Source organism: Trinickia sp. Z7 (assembly GCF_056498045.1).
In genome coordinates this window covers 17,110-40,170 of the sequence record NZ_JAUEQW010000007.1, presented here as the reverse complement: position 1 = coordinate 40,170, position 23,061 = coordinate 17,110, and the positions used below count along the sequence as shown (strand labels likewise).

The 23,061-nt window shown below is 63.7% G+C and carries 19 protein-coding genes; 8 read left to right on the top strand and 11 right to left on the bottom strand.

Annotation, left to right across the window (positions count from 1 at the left end; genetic code table 11):
• The first annotated feature begins 144 nt into the window (after positions 1–144).
• Together QQS38_RS14155 and QQS38_RS14150 are read left to right on the top strand one after the other, a co-directional pair.
• Positions 145–1,575: an aldehyde dehydrogenase family protein gene (locus QQS38_RS14155; RefSeq protein ID WP_479646007.1), complete on the top strand. Its 1,431-nt coding sequence runs from the start codon at positions 145–147 to the stop codon at positions 1,573–1,575.
• A 302-nt stretch (positions 1,576–1,877) separates the two neighbouring features.
• Positions 1,878–2,522, top strand: coding sequence for an OmpW/AlkL family protein (locus tag QQS38_RS14150; protein ID WP_479646198.1), 645 nt, complete (start codon positions 1,878–1,880; stop codon positions 2,520–2,522).
• A 69-nt stretch (positions 2,523–2,591) separates the two neighbouring features.
• On the opposite strand, the gene QQS38_RS14145 is transcribed toward QQS38_RS14150, so the two are convergent.
• Complete coding sequence (locus QQS38_RS14145; protein WP_277427040.1) at positions 2,592–2,795, bottom strand: DUF1289 domain-containing protein; 204 nt, start codon at positions 2,793–2,795, stop codon at positions 2,592–2,594.
• A 380-nt stretch (positions 2,796–3,175) separates the two neighbouring features.
• Here QQS38_RS14145 and QQS38_RS14140 point away from each other — a divergent pair, with 380 nt between their 5' ends.
• The 4 genes from QQS38_RS14140 (at position 3,176) to QQS38_RS14125 (ending at position 7,273) form a co-directional block, all read left to right on the top strand.
• Positions 3,176–4,273 carry a polyamine ABC transporter substrate-binding protein gene (locus tag QQS38_RS14140; RefSeq protein WP_479646006.1) on the top strand — a complete coding sequence of 366 codons (1,098 nt, stop codon included), beginning with the start codon at positions 3,176–3,178 and terminating at the stop codon, positions 4,271–4,273.
• Between the two features lie 92 nt (positions 4,274–4,365).
• Positions 4,366–5,529, top strand: a complete 1,164-nt coding sequence (locus tag QQS38_RS14135; RefSeq protein WP_479646005.1) for an ABC transporter ATP-binding protein — start codon at positions 4,366–4,368, stop codon at positions 5,527–5,529.
• Positions 5,526–6,455, top strand: coding sequence for an ABC transporter permease subunit (locus tag QQS38_RS14130; RefSeq protein ID WP_479646004.1), 930 nt, complete (start codon positions 5,526–5,528; stop codon positions 6,453–6,455). The genes QQS38_RS14135 and QQS38_RS14130 overlap by 4 nt, the downstream gene beginning before the upstream one ends.
• The gene (locus QQS38_RS14125) at positions 6,455–7,273 is read left to right on the top strand and encodes an ABC transporter permease subunit (protein ID WP_479646197.1); all 819 of its coding nucleotides are present in this window, start codon (positions 6,455–6,457) and stop codon (positions 7,271–7,273) included. Before QQS38_RS14130 ends, QQS38_RS14125 begins: the two co-directional genes overlap by 1 nt.
• Before the next feature lie 44 nt (positions 7,274–7,317).
• Here the strand turns inward: QQS38_RS14125 and QQS38_RS14120 are convergent, their stop codons facing one another.
• The 4 genes from QQS38_RS14120 to QQS38_RS14105 all read right to left on the bottom strand — a co-directional run bounded on the left by QQS38_RS14120 (position 7,318) and on the right by QQS38_RS14105 (position 14,896).
• Positions 7,318–8,442, bottom strand: a complete 1,125-nt coding sequence (locus QQS38_RS14120; protein WP_479646003.1) for a hypothetical protein — start codon at positions 8,440–8,442, stop codon at positions 7,318–7,320.
• Positions 8,443–9,108: 666 nt separating this feature from the next.
• Entirely contained in the window at positions 9,109–10,581 is a 1,473-nt protein-coding gene (locus QQS38_RS14115; protein ID WP_479646002.1) for an efflux transporter outer membrane subunit, read from the bottom strand.
• Positions 10,582–10,583: 2 nt separating this feature from the next.
• Positions 10,584–13,796 carry an efflux RND transporter permease subunit gene (locus QQS38_RS14110; protein ID WP_479646001.1) on the bottom strand — a complete coding sequence of 1,071 codons (3,213 nt, stop codon included), beginning with the start codon at positions 13,794–13,796 and terminating at the stop codon, positions 10,584–10,586.
• Positions 13,793–14,896, bottom strand: a complete 1,104-nt coding sequence (locus tag QQS38_RS14105) for an efflux RND transporter periplasmic adaptor subunit (protein ID WP_479646196.1) — start codon at positions 14,894–14,896, stop codon at positions 13,793–13,795. Before QQS38_RS14105 ends, QQS38_RS14110 begins: the two co-directional genes overlap by 4 nt.
• A 282-nt stretch (positions 14,897–15,178) precedes the next feature.
• Between QQS38_RS14105 and QQS38_RS14100 the strand changes: the two genes are divergently transcribed.
• Complete coding sequence (locus QQS38_RS14100) at positions 15,179–15,811, top strand: TetR/AcrR family transcriptional regulator (protein WP_479646000.1); 633 nt, start codon at positions 15,179–15,181, stop codon at positions 15,809–15,811.
• 50 nt (positions 15,812–15,861) lie between these two features.
• Here the strand turns inward: QQS38_RS14100 and QQS38_RS14095 are convergent, their stop codons facing one another.
• The 6 genes from QQS38_RS14095 to QQS38_RS14070 all read right to left on the bottom strand — a co-directional run bounded on the left by QQS38_RS14095 (position 15,862) and on the right by QQS38_RS14070 (position 21,837).
• The gene (locus QQS38_RS14095) at positions 15,862–16,077 is read right to left on the bottom strand and encodes a DUF2795 domain-containing protein (RefSeq protein WP_479646195.1); all 216 of its coding nucleotides are present in this window, start codon (positions 16,075–16,077) and stop codon (positions 15,862–15,864) included.
• A 92-nt stretch (positions 16,078–16,169) separates the two neighbouring features.
• On the bottom strand, positions 16,170–16,433 hold the full coding sequence (locus QQS38_RS14090; RefSeq protein WP_479645999.1) for a hypothetical protein: 264 nt from the start codon (positions 16,431–16,433) through the stop codon (positions 16,170–16,172).
• Between the two features lie 134 nt (positions 16,434–16,567).
• Positions 16,568–17,905: a C45 family autoproteolytic acyltransferase/hydolase gene (locus tag QQS38_RS14085; protein WP_479645998.1), complete on the bottom strand. Its 1,338-nt coding sequence runs from the start codon at positions 17,903–17,905 to the stop codon at positions 16,568–16,570.
• Between the two features lie 156 nt (positions 17,906–18,061).
• Positions 18,062–19,795, bottom strand: coding sequence for a ClcB-like voltage-gated chloride channel protein (locus QQS38_RS14080; RefSeq protein ID WP_479645997.1), 1,734 nt, complete (start codon positions 19,793–19,795; stop codon positions 18,062–18,064).
• A 132-nt stretch (positions 19,796–19,927) separates the two neighbouring features.
• The gene (locus QQS38_RS14075; protein ID WP_479645996.1) at positions 19,928–20,662 is read right to left on the bottom strand and encodes a glutathione S-transferase; all 735 of its coding nucleotides are present in this window, start codon (positions 20,660–20,662) and stop codon (positions 19,928–19,930) included.
• A gap of 86 nt (positions 20,663–20,748) precedes the next feature.
• Entirely contained in the window at positions 20,749–21,837 is a 1,089-nt protein-coding gene (locus QQS38_RS14070; protein WP_479645995.1) for a YeiH family protein, read from the bottom strand.
• A 112-nt stretch (positions 21,838–21,949) separates the two neighbouring features.
• On the opposite strand from QQS38_RS14070, the gene QQS38_RS14065 reads away from it, so the two are divergent.
• Positions 21,950–22,858: a LysR substrate-binding domain-containing protein gene (locus QQS38_RS14065; protein WP_479645994.1), complete on the top strand. Its 909-nt coding sequence runs from the start codon at positions 21,950–21,952 to the stop codon at positions 22,856–22,858.
• Positions 22,859–23,061 lie beyond the last annotated feature (203 nt).

The following is a 23,061-nucleotide window of genomic DNA, read 5'->3' as shown; positions in this document are numbered from 1 at the left end:
ATCGCGACGATCCGACCCAGCGCGCGTTCGGCCGACCTGCCGCTCACGCGCGAATCTTGGGATCGGCATTGGCTCGCGAGGCCGCGCGCGCCTCACCCTGCCGCGTAGAATAGGCGAGTCGAAACCCAATCGGTGAGAACTCGCATGAAGACCTACGATCACCTGTACATCGGCGGCAAATGGCTCGCGCCTTCGGGCACGGGCACGATAGACGTCGTCGATTCCGGCACGGAAGTTATCATGGGCCGCATTCCCGAGGGACTGGCCGCCGACGCCGAAGCGGCCGTCGAAGCGGCGAAGCTCGCATTCGACGGCTGGGCTGCGACGAGCGCATCGCAGCGCGCCGAATGCCTCGAAAAGATCGCCGCGAATTTGAAGGCGCGCACCGACGAGCTTGCCGCGACGATCTGCGGCGAAGTGGGGATGCCGCTCAAACTGTCGCGCGCGATTCAAGTGGGCAGCCCCGTCTATAACTGGAAGGCTTACGCCAAACTCGCGCGGCAGTTCCCATTCGAAGCACGGGTCTGCAATTCGCTCGTGGTGCGCGAGCCGGTCGGCGTAGTGGCCGCGATCACGCCGTGGAATTATCCGCTCAACCAGATCACGTTGAAGGTCGCAGCGGCGCTCGCGGCCGGTTGCACCGTGGTGCTCAAACCCTCGGAGATCGCGCCGCTGAACGCGTTCATGCTGGCGCAAGCGATACACGAGGCGGGGCTGCCGGACGGCGTGTTCAATCTCGTGAGCGGCTACGGGCCTGTCGTCGGCGAAATCATCGCGAGTCATCCGTTCGTCGATATGGTTTCGTTCACGGGTTCGACGCGCGCGGGCAAGCGCGTGGCCGAACTGGCGGCGGCCAGCGTCAAGCGCGTGGCATTGGAATTGGGCGGCAAGTCGGCGTCGGTCGTGCTCGACGATGCGGATCTCGAGAGCGCGGTGAAGGGCACCGTCGCGGCGTGCTATCTCAATTCAGGGCAAACCTGCTCGGCGCATACGCGGCTCATCGTGCCCGCCGCGCGCTACGAACAAGCGCGCGAACTGGCGAAGGCGGCCGCCGAGACATATGTGGTCGGCGATCCGCGCGATGAAAACACGCGCTTGGGACCGCTGGCCTCTGCCGCCCAATTGAAGCGCGTGCGCGATTACATCGAACGGGGCATCGCTGAGGGCGCCGAACTCGTGACGGGTGGCGCCCAGATGCCGGACGGATTGTCCAAGGGCTATTTCGTGAAGCCGACCGTGTTTGGCCGCGTGCACCCGAAGGCAACGATCGCGCAAGAGGAAATCTTCGGGCCGGTCCTGTCCATCCTCACGTACACGGACGAGGAAGAAGCGATCCGCATTGCCAACGATACGCCGTATGGCCTTGGCGGCGCTGTATGGGCAGGCAGCGACGAGCGCGCCGAGCGTGTTGCCCGGCGGATTCGCACGGGGCAGGTCGACATCAACGGGGGAGCCTGGAACATGGAGGCGCCGTTCGGCGGGTTCAAACAGTCGGGTTACGGTCGCGAAAACGGCGCTTACGGCCTCGAAGAATATCTCGAATACAAGTCGATGCAATACAAAGCGGCGAACTAAGCGGCGAACTAAGGCGACCCGTTAGCGCTGCGCCGTGCCGCCATGCGGCGCTGGCCAGCCTGTTCGTTGCCGGCAGCGGCCGATGTTGGGGCTGCCGGACGACATCGACGTCCGTCGTCATGGGTGAAGAAGGGCCGCATGTCCGCGCGGCCCGCTGTCGCAGGCTAGCGTTAGCCCTAACTTGACTAGGGTCAAATTCCCTCGTCGATAACCCCTAAATCATGTAGGGGTTTAGACGACAGGGAGTTGATATGCAAACCGAAGGTCTCACCCTCATCAAACGCTGTGCGGCGCTCGTCTGCATGCTTGGCGCACCGTTCGCAGCGACGAACGTTTTCGCAGCGGATGCGTCTTCGCCGGCCAACGTGCCTGCCGCAGCGGCGTCCGACGCCGGCGGCGGCGCATTGCACGCCGGAGATTGGCTCGTGCGGCTGCGCGCGATCAGCATCGAGCCGGCTGCACGCACGAACGAGACGCTCTCCGCGCTGAACGTCGGGGTGAACAATGCGATCGTGCCCGAGCTCGACTTCACCTACATGATCCGCGACTATCTCGGTGTGGAGTTGATCCTCGCCACGTCGCGCCATCAGGTGACGTCCAGCCTCGGCAACCTGGGTGGCGTGGGCGTCCTGCCTCCGACGCTCTTGCTGCAATACCACTTCAACCATCAGGGACGCATCAGACCGTACGTCGGCGCCGGTTTGAACTACACGCTGTTCTACAACAATGGCCTCAGCGCAGGCGGCCAATCGATTTCGATCGACAATCACAGCTTCGGACCGGCAGTGCAAGCGGGCGTGGACGTGCAGATCACGAAGAAGCTTTATGTGAACGCCGATATCAAAAAGATTTGGATGAAGACGGGTGCATCGCTTGGCGGCGCGTCTCTCGGGACGCTGCATATCGACCCGTTGGTCGTGGGCGTGGGCATCGGCATGAAGTTCTGACCGCTGCGCGCTGCGCTTCGTATCTCCAACGCCGGCAAGTCCGGCGTTTTTCATTGGTGCAAACCGCTCTTAGTCCTTGTCGTTGCGAAAGCGCATCGCCGTGCCTTCGCGCTCGATACGCTCCCACACCGCGCGCTTTTCGACATCGCTCATGAAGACCCAATTGGAGACCTCCATGGCGGTGCGCCCGCATCCTTTGCAGATTTCGTCGAACAAGGTGGAGCAGACCCCGATGCAGGGACTATCGGGTAGGGCGTGGAGGTTGGAAGCCATCGAAAGCGGTCTCGAAAACGGGCGTTGCCCGTATGGTATCCGAGGCTGACGGCGCTTCGACAATCACCCTGCGCGTAGGGGGGATGCACGGCTGCAGGCTACCCGAAAGGCCGAGGCAGGTTTTATTCCGGTAGACATGGGGCGATAACCCGATAAAATTGCGCCCGATTTGTCGTTGCGCGAGAGTCCGCGGCAAGCATGCGTCCGGTGTTCTCGATGAGGCTGTGCCGTTTGTGCGACAGCCGGTCCGATCCGCTCGCATTTTTATGTCGCGCGCCAATGATTGATGGTAGCTTTCGGGTTTTTCACGGGAGTCGCGCGCAGGGCGTCGCGGCATGGCGGGGTTGAGGCCGGCGAACCGGTCCGCATCGGAGAACGGGATGAAAAAACAGGCAATGGGCGCGCTGGCTGCACTCTTTTTGTGCGCGGCGCCATGGGCGGCGTCGGCGAAAGATACGCAGCTGAACGTCTATAACTGGTCCGATTACATCGCCAAGGACACCATCTCCAACTTCGAGAAGCAGACCGGCGTCAAAGTCCGCTACGACAACTACGATAGCGACGACACGCTGCAAGCCAAGCTTCTGACCGGCAATTCCGGCTACGACATCGTCGTCCCCACGAGCAACTATGCAGGCAAGCAAATCGCCGCGGGCATCTTCACGCCCTTGGACAAATCGAAGCTGCCGAATCTCAAATACCTCGACCCGCAATTGATGGCGCTCGTCGCCGGCGCGGACCCGGGCAACAAGTATGTGGTGCCTTGGGCCTGGGGCACGACGGGCCTCGGCTACAACGTGACGAAGGCACAGCAAATCCTCGGCAAGAACGTTGCGCTCGACAATTGGGACCTCCTGTTCAAGCCTGAGAACATCTCGAAGCTCAAAGCCTGCGGCGTCTCGGTGCTCGACGCGCCCGATCAGGTCTTCGCCGCGGCGCTGCACTACATCGGCAAGGATCCTGTGAGCACGAACCCGGCCGATTATCAGGCCGCGCTCGCGATGCTGAAAAAGATCCGCCCGTACATCACGCAGTTCAACTCGTCCGGCTACATCAACGATATGGTCGGAGGCGACATTTGCTTCGCTTACGGCTGGTCGGGCGACGTCGTGATCGCCAAACATCGCGCGCTGGAAGCGAAGAAGCCTTACAAGATCGAGTACTACGTTCCGAAGGGCGGCGCACCCATATGGTTCGACGTGATGGCGATCCCGAAAGATGCCGCGCACAAGGAAGCGGCTCTCGAGTGGATCAACTATATCGAGACGCCCCAGGTTCACGCAGCGATCACGAACGCGGTGTTCTATCCGAGCGCGAACGCGGAAGCGAAGAAGTACGTCGATCCCAAGATCGCCAACGACCCGGCCGTCTACCCGCCGGCCGATGTCGTCAAGACGCTCTTTTTGCTCAAGCCGCTGCCACCGGAAATTCAACGGTTGCAGACGCGGCTTTGGACTGAGTTCAAGTCGGGCCGATAACCTCATCGCCGCACGCGGCATGCAGTCATCAAGCCCCCGGAGACGTTGCCGGGGGCTTTGTACATCAAACGAGTGGAGTCAAGCAGGACATCATGAGCGATCAGTCGAGCTCACAGCCGCCCGCCGGCGCGCGACCCGCCACTGCAACGTTCGCCGACGATGCATCGGCGGACCATTTTGTGCAGATCGTCGACGTCGTCAAGAAGTTTGGGGAAACCGTCGCGGTCAGGAATGTCGATCTTTCGGTAGCGAAGGGCGAACTGTTCGCGCTGCTCGGCAGCTCGGGTTGCGGCAAATCCACGTTGCTGCGAATGCTCGCGGGGCTGGAATCGGTGACCTCGGGCAAGATCTTGATCGACGGAGAAGACTTGGCACTCATGCCGCCGTATCGCCGGCCGATCAACATGATGTTCCAGTCGTACGCGCTCTTTCCGCACATGAGCGTCGAGTCGAACGTCGCATTCGGGCTCAAGCAAGAAGGCGTGGCGAAGGCCGAATTGAAGGCGCGAGTGCAAGATGCGCTCGATCTCGTGCAGATGGGGCGTTTCGCCAAACGTAAGCCGCACCAGCTCTCGGGCGGGCAGCAGCAACGCGTCGCGCTCGCTCGCTCGCTCGTGAAGCGGCCGAAGCTGCTGCTGCTCGACGAGCCGATGTCGGCGCTCGATAAGCAGATCCGCCAGCGCACGCAGATCGAGCTCGTGAACATTCTCGATCGGGTGGGCGTCACTTGCATCATGGTGACGCACGATCAGGAAGAGGCGATGACGATGGCCGACCGCCTCGCGGTCATGAGCGAAGGCCAGATCGTGCAGCTCGGCACGCCGCATGAAGTCTATGAATATCCGAACTCGCGGTTCTCGGCGGAGTTCATCGGCTCCACCAATTTGTTCGACGGGCATGTCGTCGAAGACGAGCCCGATCACGTGTTCGTCGAGACAACGCAGTTGCCTTGCCGACTGTACGTCAATCACGGCATCACCGGGCCGCTCGGCATGCCCGTGACGATTTCGGTCCGCCCCGAGCGCATCGCGCTGACGCGAAAGCCGCCCGAAGGCGCGTACAACTGGGGGCGCGGCACGGTCTCGAACATTGCCTATATGGGCGGGTACTCGCTCTATCATGTGAAGCTCGATTCCGGTAAGACGGTCATTGCCAACGTGTCGAGCCTTGCGCTAACGGAAATCGATTCTCCCACGTTGGGCGATGAGATCTATGTGCGTTGGAGCGCGTCGGCCGGTGTGGTGTTGACGGCATGAAGACGCTTCTGCTCGCGCTCTCGACATGGCCCGCTCGCAAGCTGAAGTTGACGGGCGGCACGGCCGTCGTTGCGGGGCCGTTCCTCTGGTTGCTGATGTTCTTCTTCGTGCCGTTCTTGCTCGTCGTCAAGATCAGCTTCGCGCAGTTGCAACTGGGTATCCCGCCGTACACCGAACTCGTCGCATTCAAAGACGGCGTCGTCCAGGTTTCGCTGAACGTGGCGCATTATGCGTTCCTCTTCACCGATAGCCTGTACTTCGCCACTTACGTCAACTCGGTCGTCGTCGCGGCCGTCACGACGCTGATCTGCCTGCTGCTCGGCTATCCGATGGCGTACTACATCGCGCGCTCGAACCCCCAGTCGCGCAACCTCCTGATGATGGCCGTGATGCTGCCGTTCTGGACGTCGTTCTTGATTCGCGTCTATGCATGGATCGGCATCCTCAAGAACAACGGGCTGCTCAACAACTTCCTCATGGCGATCGGGTTGATTCACACGCCCATCGAGCTATATCGGACGAACGCGGCCGTGTACATCGGCATGGTCTATTCCTACCTGCCGTTTCTCGTGATGCCGCTTTACGCCCACCTCGTGAAGATGGACTTGACGCTGCTCGAAGCGGCCTACGATCTCGGCGCCAAGCCGTGGAAGGCCTTCGTGCAGATCACCTTGCCGCTATCGAAGAACGGCATCATCGCCGGCTGCCTGCTCGTCTTCATTCCCGCGGTGGGCGAGTACGTGATCCCCGAACTCCTCGGCGGTGCGAATACGTTGATGATCGGCCGCGTCATGTGGAACGAATTCTTCAACAATGCCGATTGGCCGATGGCGTCTGCCGTCACCTGCGCAATGGTTTTGCTATTGCTCGTGCCGATGGCGATGTTCCAGCACTTTCAGGCCAAACAACTGGAAGCGCGGCGATGATCAAACCGAATCGCTCTTTGCAACTGACCGCACTTGGGATTGGGTTTGCGTTTCTCTATATTCCGATCCTGAGCCTGATCGTCTATTCGTTCAACGAGTCGCAACTCGTGACGGTCTGGACGCATTTTTCGATGCGCTGGTACGCTGCGCTCGCGCAGGACGACGAACTTATCGCCGCATTCTGGCTTTCGCTGCGCATCGCGCTGTTGACGGCGTTCGCATCGGTATTCATCGGTACGTGGGCCGGCTTCGTGCTCGCCCGGATGGGCCGGTTTCGCGGTTTCACGCTGTTCTCGGGCATGATCAACGCGCCGCTCGTCATTCCCGAAGTCATCCAAGGCATTTCGTTGCTGCTGCTTTTCATCGAAATGGGCAAGTGGCTGGGATGGCCCGAAGGGCGAGGGCTCGTGACGATCTGGATCGGTCACGTCATGCTGTGCATGTCGTATGTCGCGATCATCGTGCAGTCGCGCGTGCGCGAATTGAATCCATCGCTCGAAGAGGCCGCGTTGGACCTCGGTGCGACGCCGTTCAAGGTCTTCTTCGCCATCACGCTGCCGTTGATCTCGCAAGCCCTGATGGCAGGGTGGCTTCTATCGTTTACGCTGTCGATCGACGATCTCGTGCTGTCGGCGTTTTTGTCCGGGCCGGGTTCGACCACGCTGCCCCTCGTCGTCTTCTCGCGCGTACGGCTGGGGCTCAATCCCGAGATGAATGCGCTGGCGACATTATTTATCGGGGTGGTCACCATTGGCGTCATCGCGATCAATTACTTCATGCTCAGGGCCGAGAAGAAGCGGTTGGCGGGTAGCGTGTAAGGCATTTTGTCGGCTTGCCGCGGGCGCGGCGGTTTTGGTTCGAATCAAAGCTCGTCAAAGCCGTACGGTGGCGAACCCAAGCCGTAGAATTGGGCCAATCCTTGGAACCATGCCAGTTGGTCTTCGGCCTGCGGCGGTTGTCCAGCCTGCGGCGGTTGTCCGACTACCGACGGTTGGCCGACCTGCTGCAGTCGTTCCAACTGCAGTCGCTTTGCCTCCCGACGTTGCTGCCCGTCCAACTCTCCCAGCACGCCTTGCAGCGTTTCATACACAGCCAGCGCTCGTTCCTCTTCCTCTGTAGCGGCCTCATCGACAGGGTAGTCCACGATCGTCGACTGATCCGCAGGGGTCGGATACAAGCAGTTATGGAAGTGATCGCCCGTCCAGTACCAGTCGCTTTGATTCAAATGCGCCCACGTGTTCGTCTCGTAATCGGAGAACGCGGACCACATGCACTCGCGGAATCTCGCGTAGCGCGCTTGTTTCTCACTCGATATGGGAGCGCCTAGGGCCGGTTTGCTGCGATAAAGGCCCATCTTGTTGGCGTATCCCAAATGGTGCCCGGCAAGGATGGCATATGCCTTACGAGGCCAAGGGTCGATGACCACGAAGTATGGGTCTGGCCAATGCCGTTTGCCGACGCGGCAAAACGTATGACCCGGAACGCCGATCAACTGCACCAGATAGTCGGGCTCGTATCGTTCGCGTGCATACATAAACGTGAGTGCGGCCATTTGATCGCAGTTTCCCGCTTCGACCGTCAGGGCTGCGTGCGCGCGCAGTCTCGGTTTTTCGTTCATCACCTTGCTGCGCAGGTCGTCCATTGCCCTTTTGACATCCTTGTTCGAAACCTCTGCCGCGCTCGCTTCAGCCGCCGTCGGCCCGAGCGCGGCTGTCAACGTACGCTGGAATGTCTGTTTCAAGGCATCCGCCTCGGGCGCCTCTTTATCCTCGATCTGTTTCGCATAAGCCGCGAGCCGCGCGTCGACCCAGGCGGCACGTTGCGCCGGTTCCCATCGCTCGATATAGCGCCGCAGCTCGTCGTCCAGGTAGAAACTGGCACGGTTGTACAGAAACTGCACTCTTTTAGTCGCCTCGTCGCCCTGGTGTTGTGAAGCGGCGAAATTCCAAGCTTGGTTTGCGCTCCCCCGATGAAGGAACGTCTTCACGTCGCGGATAATCTCGTTCGCCTTACGTATTGCCTTTTCGTGCTCGGCTGAAACGGGCCAGTAGGTAGAGTTCGGCGTCACGTCCTGGTGCCGAATGGCGGGAGGCGGCGCAGGCGTGGTCGTGGTGGCCGTCGTGGATGCCTGCCCTGATGCCCCGGTCCAAGCCGCCTCGGCGGCCGGTGCCTGCTGGCCGTTGGCGGCCGCGGCGCCCTGCGTGGCTCGTTGCTCCTCTACAACCGCGAGCCGAGGCGGTGTTCGGCCGGGGCGTGCGTTGCCAACATACTGACCGCGCCGCAATCGCCGCAGCGGCGGCGCCGAGGCCGGGGGGCTGTCGTAAACATCCTGTGCTCGATGACCGCCTACCGAGAGAGACTGCGATGCGGCCCGCTTGCGTCGGGGCACGAGGGGTGTTCGGTGCGTTACGGGTGACCCTGGCATTCGCTTCCTCGACTGAGGCCACCGATGGCGCGGTGGGAACGGGGACCCCGATCGTATGCCGCCATAGAGGTCCCGTACTCCATCAAAGCCGCTCGGGTCGGTTTTTCGTACCGCGGATGCTTTCGGGCATGAAACCGGCACCTCGTCGGCGCAAGACGCTCCGTCAGCTTAGCTTGCCGGTCGCTTGAACGGTCGATCGAATGCGCCGAGGCATGCGTTCATTTCCTACTATTCAGGAATGCGCCGCTCCGGCGACTCACCCATTGCCTGGAACAATGCGGCCGTATCGATCAACCGTTGCCCCGTCGCGCGAATCGCGCTGAGTTCGGCATTGCGGTATTGCTGCTCGCTGGCTTGCACGGCTGCCGGCGACACTGCGCCCAAGCGCCCCCGCGCCGCCGTTTCGTCGAACGCGCGCCGTGCCGCGTTCGTTTGCTGCTCGGTCGCGGCTGCCGTCTGCGCATCGTGTTCGAGCGCGGCCAACGTATCGGCGACATTCTGGAACGCCGACAACACCGTTGCCTTGTATTGATCGGCCGCCGCTTCGTAGAAGTCGATCGCGGCGCGCCGTTGCGCCAGCAGCGCGCCCCCATGAAACAGCGGCTGGGTCAGCGAGCCGCCGATGCTCCATAGCGCACCGGCTCCCGAAAGCGCCGTCGGCCAACTGAACCCGCCTTGCCCCATCGACGCCGTCAGCGACAGGCTAGGGAACAACTGCGCCGTCGCGACGCCAACTTCGGCCGCGGCGGCTTTGAGCGAAGCTTCGGCCGCGGCGATGTCGGGGCGCGCATGCAAAAGCTGTGACGGCACGGCAACGGGCACGCGCTCAGGCAATGCGATCGTCGAGAGCGAGGGCACGCTCGGCGCGGCGTCCGGCGTGCGGCCGATCAGTACCGCCAACGCGTGCAACGCGGCTTGGCGCTGTTGCTGCAGCGCGGGCAAGCCGGCCGCGAGCGCCGCTGCATTTTGCTCGGAGGTCAACGCTTGTACGTGGGGCGCCGCGCCCAAGTCATAGCGCCGCACGTCCTCGCGCGCCGTTTGTTGCGCGAGCGCAATCAGCCGCTGCGTGGATTCGATCTGGTCGCCGAGCGCCGCCGCAGTGATCGCCGTCGTGACGATGTTGGCCGCCAGCGCACGCCGAGCCGAATCGAGCTCGAACGCTTGCACGTCTACGCGCGCATGAAGCGCCGCATTGGCATAGCGCACGGCGCCGAACAAATCGAATGTGTAATGCGCTTGGATCTGACCGACGAAAACGTTGTAGCGCACGGTCGGCGGGCCGGCTTCGGGAATACCGAGCGCGCGTTCGCGCGTCGCCTGCGCACCCGCATCGATGGTCGGCAGCAGCGATGAGCCGATTTGCGCGCGCAACTGTTCGTGCGCGCCTGCAAGGGTTCGCTCGGTTGCCGCCAGCGTCGGGCTGTTCTGCAAGCCTTCATCGACAAGGGCATCCAATTGCGGCGAGCGGTACGAGCGCCACCACTGCGGCACGGCTGGCGCGCCGGCATCGAACTGCTGCGCGACGCCCCCGGCAACCGCCGTTTGCGCGGGCAGTGCGGTTCGTCCGTAGTGCGCAGGAGAGGGCATGGCGGGCGGCTCGCCGTTCGGTCCCAAGGAGCAACCGGCCAAAGCGAGGACGGCCGCGAGCGCAAGCGCAGAGCCGAGCGCTTGGCGTTCATGAACGATGCGCAAGATGCTCATGGTCAATTTCCCGTATGCGCTTGCGCGTCCGGCGACGGATCGCGCTCGTCGAGCCGCACTCTGAACGACATGGCGTAGAGCGCGGGCAAATAAAAGAGCGTCAGCACGGTGGCGCTCGTGATGCCGCCCATGAGGGCGGTGGCCATGGGCCCGAAGAAGTTTGAGCGCAAAAGCGGAATGAGCGCGAGCACCGCAGCGGCCGCGGTGAGCGTAATCGGCCGGAACCGGCGTACGGTAGCACCGACGATCGCATCGAAGCGTTTGTGCCCCGCCGCGATGTCCTGCTCGATCTGATCGACGAGAATCACCGAATTGCGCATGATGATGCCTAACATGGCGATCACCCCGAGCATCGCCACGAAGCCGAATGGCTTGCCGAAGACGAGCAGCGTCGCGACGACGCCGATCAGCCCGAGCGGCGCGGTCAGCACCACCATCAGCACGCGCGCGAAGCTTTGCAGTTGGATCATCAAGAGCACCAAGACGGCGATCGCCATGAGCGGCATTTGCGCGTTGATCGAGTTTTGCCCCTTGGCGCTCTCTTCGACGGAGCCACCGACGTCGATTCGATAGCCGAGCGGCAGCGAGGCGCGGATCGGCGCGAGCGCCCGGTCCACGTCGTGCGTCACGTCGATGCCCTGCGCGTTGCCGCGCACATCGGCCTGGACCGTGATCGTCGGCTGGCGATCGCGTTCCCAAATGACGCCGTATTCGAGCGTGTTGCGCATATGTCCGAGCGAGGCGAGCGGCACGGGGCCGTTCGGCGTGGGCATCGCCAAACCCAGCAAGCGGGCGGGATCGACGCGCTCGCGCTTGGGCGCTCGCAGGTCCACGCTGATCAATTTGTCGCGCTCGCGAAGCTGCGTGACGGTATAGCCCGAGAGGGTCATCGCGAGGAAGTTGGACACGTCTTGCGAGGTCACGCCGAGTTGGCGCGCTTTGTTCTGGTCGAGTTCGAACGTCATCGAGCGCTCGGCCGGCTCGTCCCAGTCGAATTGCACGCCGCGCGTGTGCCTGTCGGCGCGCATCGTCGACGCCACTTTTTCGGATATGGCGCGCACCTTCGCAATGTCGTCGCCGCTCACGCGGAACTGGACCGGGTAGCCCACGGGGGGGCCGTTTTCCAGGCGCGACAAGCGCGTGCGCACCCCCGAGAAGTCGTTTTCGAGCCGCGTCTCGAGCCAACGTGCGAGCTGCTCGCGCGCTTCGACCGATTTGGCCGTGACCACGAACTGCGCGAAGTTCGGTTGTTGCAGTTGCTGATCGAGCGGCAGGTAGAAGCGCGGTGCGCCCGTGCCGACGAAATCGACGAAGTGATCGATCTCGGGGCGGCCGTCGAGGGTCTTCTCGAGCCGTTCGGCTTGTCTGAGCGTCGCCTCGAACGATGCGCCTTCGGGCAGGCGCACGTCGACCAGCAGTTCGGGGCGATCCGAGCTCGGGAAGAACTGCTGTGGCACGAGCGAGAAGGCTGCGAGCGAGAGGACGAAGAGCACGACGGTGATGCCGAGCACCACGAAGCGGCGCTTGACGCACCACTCGATCCAGATGGCCAGCCGCCGATAAAAGCGCGTGTCGTAGATTTCGTGCTCGTGGTCGTGCGCTTCGCCATGGGCGCGCTTGCGCTCGGGCAGCAGGTGGTAGCCGAGCAGGGGGATCAGCACCACCGCGGCGAACCACGACGCGATGAGAGCGATAGCCGACACTTCGAAGATCGAGCGCGTGTACTCGCCGGTGCTCGATTTGGCGAGCGCGATGGGCAAGAAGCCCGATACCGTGACCAGCGTGCCGGTCAGCATGGGAAAGGCCGTGCTCGTATAGGCGAACGCCGCAGCGCGCGTGCGCTTCCAGCCTTGCTCGAGCTTCACGGCCATCATTTCGACGGCGATGATCGCATCGTCGACGAGCAGGCCCAGGGCGAGCACGAGTGTGCCCAGCGATACCTTGTGCAGGCCGATGTCGAACATCGACATGACGAGCGCGGTAACGGCCAGCACGATCGGGATCGAAATCACGACCACCATCCCCGTGCGAAATCCCAGTGAAACGAGGCTGACGATGAGCACGATCGCAACGGCTTCGCCGACCGCTTCGAGGAAGTCGTCGACCGAATGCGCCACGGCTTTGGGCATGCTCGAGACTTGCTCTAGCTTCAAGCCCGCGGGCAGATGCTCGCGTAGTTGCCCGCTCGTGGCGTCGAGCGCTTTGCCCAGGCGGATCACGTCGCCGCCCGGCTGCATCGTCACGCCGATGCCAAGCACGGCACGCCCATGATTGCGCATTTGCGTCACGGGCGGATCGTCGTAGCCGCGCTTGATCGTGGCGATGTCGCCGAGCCGCACGTTGCGATGGCCGATCGCGATCAATGTGTCCGCTAGCGCCCGCACGTCCTTGAACTGGCCGTCCGGACGCACGAATACACGGTCGTCGGCGGTCGTGACGGTGCCGGGCGAGGCGACGGCGTTTTGCGATGCGATCGCTTGCGCGAGTTGCTGCGGCGAGATGTTCAGGCGCGTGAGCTCGGCGTTGGCGATCTCGACGTAAATGTGCTGGTCTGGATCGCCGAAGTAGTCGACCTTCGCGACGCCGGGCACGCGCAGGAGCACGGTGCGCAACTCGTCGGCGTAGTCGTGAAGCTGTGCCGCGGAAAAGCCGTCGCCTTCGAGCGTGTAGACGTTGGTGTAGACGTCGCCGAATTCATCGTTGAAGAACGGCCCCACGGCGCCTGGCGGCAATGTCGCCGCAATGTCGCCGATCTTCTTGCGGACTTGATACCAAGTCGGCTGCACTTCCTTGACGGGAGCCGAGTCCTTCATCGAGAAAAAAATCATCGATTCGCCGGGGCGCGAGTAGCTGCGCTGGAAGTCGATGTACGGCGTTTCCTGGAGCTTGCGCGCGATTCGGTCGGTCACCTGTTCTTGAACTTGACGCGCGGTCGCGCCCGGCCATAGCGTACGGACCACCATCACCCGGAACGTGAACGGTGGATCTTCCGATTGCGCAAGGCGCGTATAGGCAAGGATGCCCGCGATGGTTGCGAGCGTGATCAGAAAGACGACGAGCGCTTGATGTCGGAGCGCCCACGCCGAAAGGTTGAAGCGGCCCTCGTCATGAACGCTCGTTTGCGGATCCGCATGCAAGGCCGGCGCGCCGGCGGCAGCGGTCGACGCGGACGGAGCAGGCGGGGCGGCCGAGTCGCGGCGATCGGACCCGCTCATGATGCGAAGTCCTCGGGATGCAGCGGCGCGACGACGCGCACATGCTCGCCCGCGCTCACGGTGTGAACCCCTTGATAAACGACGCGGTCGCCGTCGCTCAAACCTTGCGTCACGGAGAACGTGCGCTCGTCGTAGCGCCCCACGGCGACACGCCGCAACTCGAGCGTGTCGGCGCCCGAGCGAACGACCCAGACGGCTGGATCGGCGCCCTGGTGGAACAATGCGGTGACGGGCAGTGTGAAAGGATGCGCACCGGGCCGCGCTTGCACTTGAGCGAAGGCGATTTGCGCGGTCATGCCGAGCCGCACGCGCGCATCGGGCGCGGCCAGCGTGAGCTTGACGCGATAGGTGCGGCTTTGCGGATCGGCGGCGGGGGCGACTTCGCGCACGCGCGCCGTGAACCGCTGACCGGGGATGGCCGGCAGGCTGACCTGCGCCGCGCTGCCGACGCGCAGGTACGACAGCGCGCTTTCGGGCGCGTCGCACACGACGTCGACCTCGCCCGTCCATGCGAGGCCATAGACGGCTTGGCCCGCCGTGACGTTCTGCCCCGTATCGGCCTGCTCGGCCGTGATCACGCCGGCATGATCGGCGATCAGCGCCGCGTAGGCGAGCTGATTGCGCGCGAGCGACAGTTGCGCCAGGGCGGCGTCGCGTTGCGACGCGGCCGAGGCGTAGGCGTCCTGCGTCTGCTCCAATTGAGCCGGCGCGATCAGGTTTTCGTGCGCTTGGGCGCTGTCTCGCTCGAGTTGCTGCTTGGCATAGATGAATCGATGCTGGGCTGCGTCCAACTGCGCTTGCGCGTTTGCCAGATTCTTTTGCAGATCGGCGGGATCGAGCCGTGCGACTACCTGGCCCGCTTTGACGGTGTCGCCCAGCCGCACGTCGCGCTCGATGATCTTGCCGGCGACTCGGAACGAAAGCGGCGTGTTGTAGCGCGCTTGGACGTCGCCGGGAAGGGTGGCTTCGGGAGGGGCGCCATCGGGATGGACGGCGACGGCAACGACGGGCCGCGGCGGCGTCGCAACGCCGGCGCGCTCATGGCAACCGGTCAAAGCGAGTGCGCCGCCGATGGCAAGGGTCGCTGCGCAGCGGCGCATCGCGACGTGCCAGCGGGTGAAGGGAGAATCGTCGAATTGCACCCGCGCCGTGCTAGGCGCGTCAACACCGGGACGTGTCACGATGACCCCAGAGAGAAGAGCTACATCGAATCGGGACAAGCTGCATCGGCTTGCAAGAAGGAGGCGCCGCCGCACGGTTCGCCACTGCCATGCGGTGCAGAAAGCGGCACCGCACGGCAACTACAGCGTTGCATTCTAATACAACAGTGTATTTGAATGCAAAGATGAATTGATCGGGCCGGTGGTGCTAAACTTCGCTTTATGAAACGAAAACGCTTGACCCGCGAAGAAAGCAAGGAGCAGACGCGCTTGCGTCTGCTCGATGCTGCGCAAACCATTTTCATGAAGAAAGGCTATGTCGCGGCCAGCGTCGAGGACATCGCCAACGCGGCCGGCTATACGCGCGGCGCCTTCTATTCGAACTTTCGCGGAAAGGGCGAGATCTTGATGGAGCTGTTGCTGCGCGACCACGAGCGCATGCAGTCGGATCTGCATTCGATCATTGACGACACCGCCACCCGCGAGGAGATGGAAGCGCGCGCGCTCACGCTTTACAGCCAGTTTTTTCGCGAAGACGATTGTTTCTTGTTGTGGGCGGAAGCGAAACTGCTCGCCACGCGCGACGCGAAGTTTCGTGCGCGCTTCAACGCGTTTTCTCATGAGAAGCGCGAGTTTCTCAGCGGCTATATCCGCATGTTTTCCGAGCGCGTAGGCACACCGTTGTCGTTGCCCGCCGAAGTGCTCGCGCTCGGGTTGATCGGCTTGTGCGAGGGGGTGCACGCGTTTCGTATGTGCGACCCGCAGCATGTGACGGACAACCTCACGGAAGCGGTGCTGGCCGGTTTCTTCTCGAAGGTCATGTTCGGGCACGATGGCGGCCCGAAGCAGGCCTGAGCCGCAGCGCGGCGAGCCGCACGCGAACCGAGCCGCCTTTCGGCCTGCCGTCAGGACCCGAGGCCCGGTCCGTAGTTGCTGCTGATCAGGCGCGCGACCGCATCCACGTCGGCGTAATCCTGCTCGGGCAAGCCGTCGAGGATCGCCAACAACTCGTTGCTCGCGCCGGCCTGCCGCGCTGCATCGACGATATGGTCCTTGTTGGCCGGGTACGGCACCGCGTGCAGCACATCGGCGATCTGCAGGTCGATCGATTCGTTGGGCACGGATGCGGCGCTCGACGCCCGTTGCGCCGCGGTGCGGGTCGAGTTGCCGTCGGGCGTGCCGGACGCCGAGTTCGAGGGTTTTTCGCGAGCGCTCATGTGCGGGCCTGCCGCTCGTGGGCGGCGAAATGATTTGCGAGTTCGTGCTGCTTCGGTAGCGTGATGCGCGTCCAATGCCCGCGCTTGTTCGCCATGTCCGGTTTGACGTCGGGGGCGGGCGGCGCGACGGGCGCGGCGTTCGCCCGCACAGCCGCCAATGCCGCGCGCGCGGTGACGCTGTCGAGCGCCGTGGTATGTATCGGTGCCGCGAAGCACGAAGCCGAGAGCAATGCCATAGTTGCCAGTGTCGAGACTTTCATCGCTCGACCTCCTTCCTCGAAAGAGCGTGCACACCGCCGATGCAGCCGGACCGTCCGTCCGATCGAAATCGTCTTGCACCGACATTCGGTACAGCACGCCTCGTGCCTAATCCCCTATCTGCCCAGATAGGGGGTTACCGCAGCACCTCGAAGCGCGTCCACGGCCAGGAAGGCCGGTCGCGCATGTAACCGTTGAGCCAATTCCACTGCGGGTGGCGCTTCATGAACGCTTGCGCGTCGAACGGCCTGCCGCACGGGTGCCCCCAACGCGCCCAAAATGCCAGGTCGCGCGCCATTTCGCTGTCCACCACTTTGCCGTCGTTCGCGCCCCATGGGTTGAACGGGCCGTGATCGGATGCGCCAAAGCGCGCATCGTCGAGTTCCAAGTGGCCGCAGATGGTGCGCGAGCAGGGGTTGTCGTCCCGGTTCAGATAGACATCGTGGTGATCCGCTAGCATTTGCTTGGCGAGTTCGAGGTCGATCTTGCCATGGTGCAACTCGGCCAATTGCATGAACCGCAACCGGCGCGCTCCGTTCTTGCGCACATCGGTGTAGTCTTCGCCTTCCCCGATGCATTCCTGATTGCGAATCTTCAAATCCGTGGCGGTGTTGTCGCCGCTGTAAAACCCGTCCTTCGTGATCTCGAAGCCGGAATAGCGCAAGCCGAGCTCGTAACGGGCGATCTCGCCAGTCTTCGTGTCGCCGAGCAACCAGCTGTTGGCATAGCCGCCGTTGTTCGACAACGAGAACATCTCGCACCAATCGCCGATGCTGTTGGCGTATTGCGTGGCGCGGCGCGATCGATAGAACTCGGGGGCGCCGGCGCTGTTGTAGCCGGCGAAGTTCGAAATCGTCGTTTCGGTAATCATGAGTCCTGCCGAGGTGACCCAAAAATCGGTCAGGCTCGAAATGCAGCCGGGCAGCCCTTGCATGAGCATCCGGTGCCCGGAGTCGGGCACGATGTCGAAGACGACGTTGAACGCATCGCCGGCCGCATAACGGTCCCACGAGTTGTGCGCCATGACGATGCGGCCGTCGCGCGTGGCGCTTCCAGTGGCGATGAAAGCGCTGCAGTGGTGCCCGCGCCGTCCGCGCCAGGGCTTGGCTCCCAAGTGCGGGTCGCGCGCCGCCACTTGCGCCGGCCACCAGCTCTGCAGCAAGTCCATGTATCCGTTCCACGCCAGGACTTCCTCGAACGGCAGCTTCGCGCCGTCGGCGATGCCCTGGATCTCGTCCGCGAATTCGGTGTCGAGCTTCGGGGAAAACTGCGCGAGCGCCGCTTTCGTGAAGGTCTCGAAATCTTCCCCCGTGTCCCAGCGAGCCAAATACTTGGCGGTGCGGATCGCGTTCTTGATCTCGGCCGCTAGCAATTGGCCGTGCTGCTCGCCCCGATCGTAGGGCTCGCCTTCGATATGCACGAAAATCCAACCCGCTTGGTCGCGGCGCACGGCATCGAGGGAGGGTTCGCTCATCTTCGCTCCGAATCGACTAATCGATCGAAAGGGCTGCGCTCGGCGCCATTGGGTGCGGCGCGCGGCAGGCTCGGCGGCCTGCTTTCATTGTAGAAAATATGTGGCGCTTTGCCATCGGCTCGTGCGCGAGTTGCGCGCCGGGCGCCGGCGCCCCGGTCAGATAGAGGGATTCATCCGACGGTAGGCATCCAGCAGCGACGTCTTGTAGACGGCGCCGACGAGCGTCGGCTCCTGGGTGCTCGCGACGACCGGCAAGCGCTCTCCTTGGAACGCGAGGAAGCGCTGCAACGCCATGGCGATCGGCATATCGGGCGTGAGGACCGCGAATTCCGGTTGCAGGTAATCGGCGGCAGTGCGCGCGGACGTGTCGCGCTTCTCGAGCAGATCGGAGGTGATGTCCTTGAGGGCCACGACACCGCGGAAATGTCCCGCGTCGTCGGTGACGTAAAGGTACTTCACGGGGTATTCGAGGAACACGCGCGTCATGTCCTGCACGCTTGCGCCAAGCGGCACCACGGTATCGGCCGGTTTCACGAGCTCGCGCACCTGCGCCGCACGCAGCCGCACCCGTTCCTGCTCGTCGGCGTGGCGGCGCAGCGTGATTTCGTACATTGAAGTCTTGTTGATCGCACGTGCGACGAAATACGCGACGACGCACGACAGCATCAGCGGCAGCACCACCTGATAGCTGAGCGTCATCTCGAAGATCATGAGAATCGCCATCAGCGGGGCTTGCGTCGCACCGGCCAGGAACGCACCCATGCCCACCATCGCATAGGCGAACGCGCCCGACGTTCCATGCGGCCAAAAGCTGTGGATCAGCAAGCCGAACAGCGACCCGAGCGTCGCGCCGACGAACAGCGTCGGCGTGAAGACACCGCCCACCGCGCCCGAGCCCACCGTGGCCGCCGTCGCAACGATCTTGCAGACGAGCACGACGACGAGCGCCGTCCAGGTCCACGGCGAATGCAGGATCGAATTGACGACGCTGTAACCGTTGCCCCACACCTCCGGCGTCCAGACCGAGATCATGCCGACGATGAGACCGCCGAGCGCCAGGCGCAGCGGCAAGGACAGGGGCAGGCGCCGAAAGCGCGCGCGCGATGCCTCGATCAGGTGCAGGAACTGCGGCGCGACGAAGCCGCACAGGAAACCGAGCGCGACGAACAGCATGACTTCGGGGCCGGCGACGGCAGGGAACTCGGGCATCTCGTACGGCGGCTTATAGCCCGAGAACTCGCGCATGACGATATTGGCCACGACGGACGAAACGACGACGGGCCCGAAGTTTTCCATCGCGATCGAGCCGAGCACGATTTCCGTGACGAAGAACGCGCCGGCGATGGGGGCGCTGTAGGCCGAGGTGATCCCCGCGGCGGCGCCGCAGGCAACGAGCAGACGCAGGCGCGGCGGATCGAAATGCACCCAGCGGCCGACGACCGACCCGGCCAGCGCGGCCAGTTGCACCATGGGCCCCTCGCGCCCGATCGAGCCGCCGCAACCGATCGTGAATAGCGACGAAACGCTGCGCCAGAGGCTTTGCCAGACGGGCACGACGCCATCGCCGATCGAGATCGCTTCCATGTAATCGGAGCTCGCATGCTTATCCGCGCTGCGGCGCGCGACGACGAGAAAGCCGCCCGCGACTAGCCCGCCGGCCGCCGGCAACCAGATTCGAATCGTCCACGGCAGCGCACGCGCCATCGCGACGAAGCTGCCCGTATGGCGCGTGAACGCCCATTGGAAGGCATCGATCGCGTGCCGGAACGCGACCGTCGCAAAGGCGCCGAGCACGCCGACGACCACGGCCCACACGAGCATGGTGTGAGCCTCCGAGAGGCGAAACAGCGATTGGGCGCGAGTGCGCAGGCGAAGCAGGAATGAGAGCACGGAAAAAGCGTGGGCTTGCGGTTCGAGGGCATCGGGACGAGCGCAAGGATAGCACCGGCCCGACTCGCTCGATGCGTCTGCCGCGCCTTGGGCGGATGGGCTGACACCCGGTTCGCTCTGCCGCGCCATGCATTAGTGCGCCGGGGCGTCCAATTCGGGGTAATGCCTGAAGATGCCGGTTTCGTTGAACGGCAGCCGGCGCTCGGAAGCCAAGTAGGCCGCGATGTTCGGGCGCGCGGCAACCGCTTGGCGCAGCGCGGCTAGACGCGGGTAGCGCGAGGCGAAGCGGGCAGTGGCGCGCGGAAACGCGTAATGGAGCCCCTCCATCACTTGAAACATCGACAAGTCGGCGTAAGTCAGCGCACCGCCCACGAGGTGACCATCGCCTTGCGGGTTTTGCGCCAGCGTGCGCTCGAAATAGCGCAGGAACTTCGGCAGGCGGTGGGCAAGAAAATCGGCGGCGCGCGCTTTCGCCGGCTCCTTTTGCTCCTCGTAGTACTGGCCGCTTGCGATCGGATGGTGCGTGTCGTGAACCTCGGTCACGAGATCGGCGAGCGTCAACTGCAGCCCATGCACCGCGTAGCGCGAGTCGTTTTTCGGCGCAAGGCCCAGCTTCGGGCCGAGGTAGAGCAGGATGTTGGCCGTCTGCGAGACGATGAGATCGCCGTCCTTCAAGAACGGCGGCGCGAACGGCACGTAAGGTTCGGTCTTGCTGTTCGGTATCTCGAGGAGAGCCGACTCGCCTTGCCCTTGCGCATCGGCGCCCCGCGCAATGTCGACGTACGGCGCTTGCGCCTCTTCCAGCGCAAGCCGAACGAATTCGCCGCGACCTTGCAATCCGTCCCAGTAGTAGAGTTCGTAAGGCATTTTCATCCTTTCGAAAAGGCGGCGGCGCGCCGAGCGCCCATGGCCGCTCGACGCGCTCGTAGTCCGCTCGCTAGTTCCAAATCACGTTACGCGAATAGGCGCTCGACGCCCCACGTGAGGGCTAGGCCGCCGACCATGAGCCAAAGATAAAGGATAAAGCCCGTGGCCAATGCGCGGGGGCCGGCTTTGCGCACGTGCGCCACTTGCGTCTCGATCCCGAGCGCCGTCATCGCCATCGTCAGAGCGAACGTGTCGAGCGTATTGACCGCTTGGGTCGCGGCTTGCGGCAGCACGTGCAGCGAGTTGACGAGCACGCAGGCGAGGAAGCCGAGGGCGAACCAGGGCACGGCGAGCTTGCGCGCCGCCGGAGCGCGGCTGTGCTTGCCGCCCGCCGCTGCCGGCGCGGCGCTGCGGGGCACCCGGGCGAGCCACACGCCGAGCACGAGCAACACGGGCACGAGCAGCATCACGCGGGTCATTTTGACGATCGTGGCAATGTGCGTGGCTTCGGGGCTGACGTTGCTCGCGGCGCCGACCACTTGCGCCACCTCGTGGATCGTGCCGCCGAAAAATAGCCCCACGCCGAGCGTGTCGAGATGAAGCCAACCGGCGCGGTACATCAGCGGGTAAAGGAACATCGACAGCGTGCCGAACAAAACGACGCTGCCCACGGCGACGGCGCTTTTTTCCGGCTTCGATTGCAGCGTGGATTCGAACGCCAGCACGGCAGCCGCGCCGCAGATCGCGCTGCCCGCTGCGTTGAGGATGGCCGTATCGCGGTCGAGCTTCATCAGTTTCATGCCGAGCCACGTGCCGATGATCAGCGTGCTCACGACGACACCGACCGAGACGGTCAGCCCGGCGAGTCCCACCTGCGCGATCTCCTGCAAGCTGACGCGAAGCCCGAACAGGGCGACGGCGATGCGCAGCAGCTTGCGCGCGGAGAAGTTGACGCCGGCCGCCCAGTGGAGGGGCATGCCAGCGCGCAGCGTGTTGCCGTAGACGGCGCCGGCGGCGATGCCGACGATGAGCGGGCTGATGCCGAGCGCAGCGATGGCGGGCCATGCCGCCAGCCGCGTGACCGCCGCGGCGAACAGCGCGACGAACAGAATGCCGTTGAGCGTGCCGTGCGCTTCGACTCGCGCCGGCGCAGCTAGGGTGGGAGAGCTGGACATCGTCTTGTCTCTTCGGGGCGTTTTTGATGGGCTAATCCTATCTGGGAGATAAGCTTATGAAAAATCGTCATTTGTGACGTAACATATCGGCTAAACCGATACATTTAGCGCCATGACCCCAGATCAACTGATAACGTTCGCGGCCGTTGCCGAACAGCTGAACATCAGCCGCGCCGCGCTCGCCTTGCATCTATCGCAACCGGCGGTCTCGGGGCAGCTTCGGCAGTTGCAGGACGAGTTCGGCGAGCCGCTCTATCGGCGCGACGGCCGGGGCGTGCAGCTCACGCCGAGCGGCGCGCAACTCGCCGACTACGCGGCGAAGCTGCGCGATACGTTCCGCCAAGCCCAGGCCTATCGCGACGCACTTCGCGGCGTGGCGAGAGGCACCTTGCGCATCGCGGCGAGCACGACCATCGCCAGTTATGTGCTGCCGTATTTGATCGCCGAGTTTCAACGCCGCTTTCCGCAGGTGGAAGTGCAGACGGCCGGGGGCAACACGGGCGAGATCGTGGCCTGCCTTGCCTCGCTGGATGTGGCGATGATCGAGGGGCCGGTTGGCTCGGGTTTACCGGAAGGAACGGGCGTGCGCGTTTGGCGCGAGGATGAAATCGTCGCGATCGTGCCGCGGGGCCATGCGCTGGCGACCGAGGCAGCGCAGCATGGGACGGCCCCGACGCTCGCGCAGGTGGGGGCCTATCCGCTCGTCATGCGCGAGGAGGGCTCGGGCGTGCGGCAGTTCGTCGAGCAGTCGTTCGAGGCTGCGGGAGTCGCGCCGCGCGTGGCGCTCGCGGTAGCCGGCGTGGAGGGGGTCAAGGAAGCCGTGCGCGCAGGCATGGGCGTCGGCTTCATCTCGGCGATGGCGATGCGGCATGAGGATGGTGCGCTCGCGGCGCTTTCGCTCGGGCCCGCGCCTCTGACGCGCCATTTTTCCATTCTGGTTCCACACGAAGGCGCGCCTTCGCGCGTCGCCACCGGTTTCTTGGCGTTGTGCGAAAGCGATGCGGGAGTCGGGGCGCGGTGAGGATGCCTCGGCGCGGCGCGACGTGCGCGCGAAGCGCGCCTTAGGCCTAGTCGCCAGATGCGGGGTGTAGGGATTTCCAGGATGGCGCAGTCACGGGCCGGGAGTGCAAGATCGGTCCCGGTCGAGCGGTTCGCTCGTTTTTTTGGAATTTATTTGGAACCGGTTCCATTCGCCTTTTCACCCTTTCATATGAACGAAACGCG

Bases quoted from the DNA above. Each gene is read 5' to 3' on its own strand.
- QQS38_RS14110 (WP_479646001.1), bottom strand. From the start codon at position 13,796: ATGAGCGGGTCCGATCGCCGCGACTCGGCCGCCCCGCCTGCTCCGTCC.
- QQS38_RS14075 (WP_479645996.1), bottom strand. From the start codon at position 20,662: ATGCCTTACGAACTCTACTACTGGGACGGATTGCAAGGTCGCGGCGAA.
- QQS38_RS14130 (WP_479646004.1), top strand. From the start codon at position 5,526: ATGAAGACGCTTCTGCTCGCGCTCTCGACATGGCCCGCTCGCAAGCTG.
- QQS38_RS14070 (WP_479645995.1), bottom strand. From the start codon at position 21,837: ATGTCCAGCTCTCCCACCCTAGCTGCGCCGGCGCGAGTCGAAGCGCAC.
- QQS38_RS14140 (WP_479646006.1), top strand. From the start codon at position 3,176: ATGAAAAAACAGGCAATGGGCGCGCTGGCTGCACTCTTTTTGTGCGCG.
- QQS38_RS14065 (WP_479645994.1), top strand. From the start codon at position 21,950: ATGACCCCAGATCAACTGATAACGTTCGCGGCCGTTGCCGAACAGCTG.
- QQS38_RS14150 (WP_479646198.1), top strand. From the start codon at position 1,878: ATGCTTGGCGCACCGTTCGCAGCGACGAACGTTTTCGCAGCGGATGCG.
- QQS38_RS14105 (WP_479646196.1), bottom strand. From the start codon at position 14,896: ATGCGCCGCTGCGCAGCGACCCTTGCCATCGGCGGCGCACTCGCTTTG.
- QQS38_RS14155 (WP_479646007.1), top strand. From the start codon at position 145: ATGAAGACCTACGATCACCTGTACATCGGCGGCAAATGGCTCGCGCCT.
- QQS38_RS14085 (WP_479645998.1), bottom strand. From the start codon at position 17,905: ATGAGCGAACCCTCCCTCGATGCCGTGCGCCGCGACCAAGCGGGTTGG.
- QQS38_RS14145 (WP_277427040.1), bottom strand. From the start codon at position 2,795: ATGGCTTCCAACCTCCACGCCCTACCCGATAGTCCCTGCATCGGGGTC.
- QQS38_RS14135 (WP_479646005.1), top strand. From the start codon at position 4,366: ATGAGCGATCAGTCGAGCTCACAGCCGCCCGCCGGCGCGCGACCCGCC.
- QQS38_RS14100 (WP_479646000.1), top strand. From the start codon at position 15,179: ATGAAACGAAAACGCTTGACCCGCGAAGAAAGCAAGGAGCAGACGCGC.
- QQS38_RS14115 (WP_479646002.1), bottom strand. From the start codon at position 10,581: ATGAGCATCTTGCGCATCGTTCATGAACGCCAAGCGCTCGGCTCTGCG.
- QQS38_RS14090 (WP_479645999.1), bottom strand. From the start codon at position 16,433: ATGAAAGTCTCGACACTGGCAACTATGGCATTGCTCTCGGCTTCGTGC.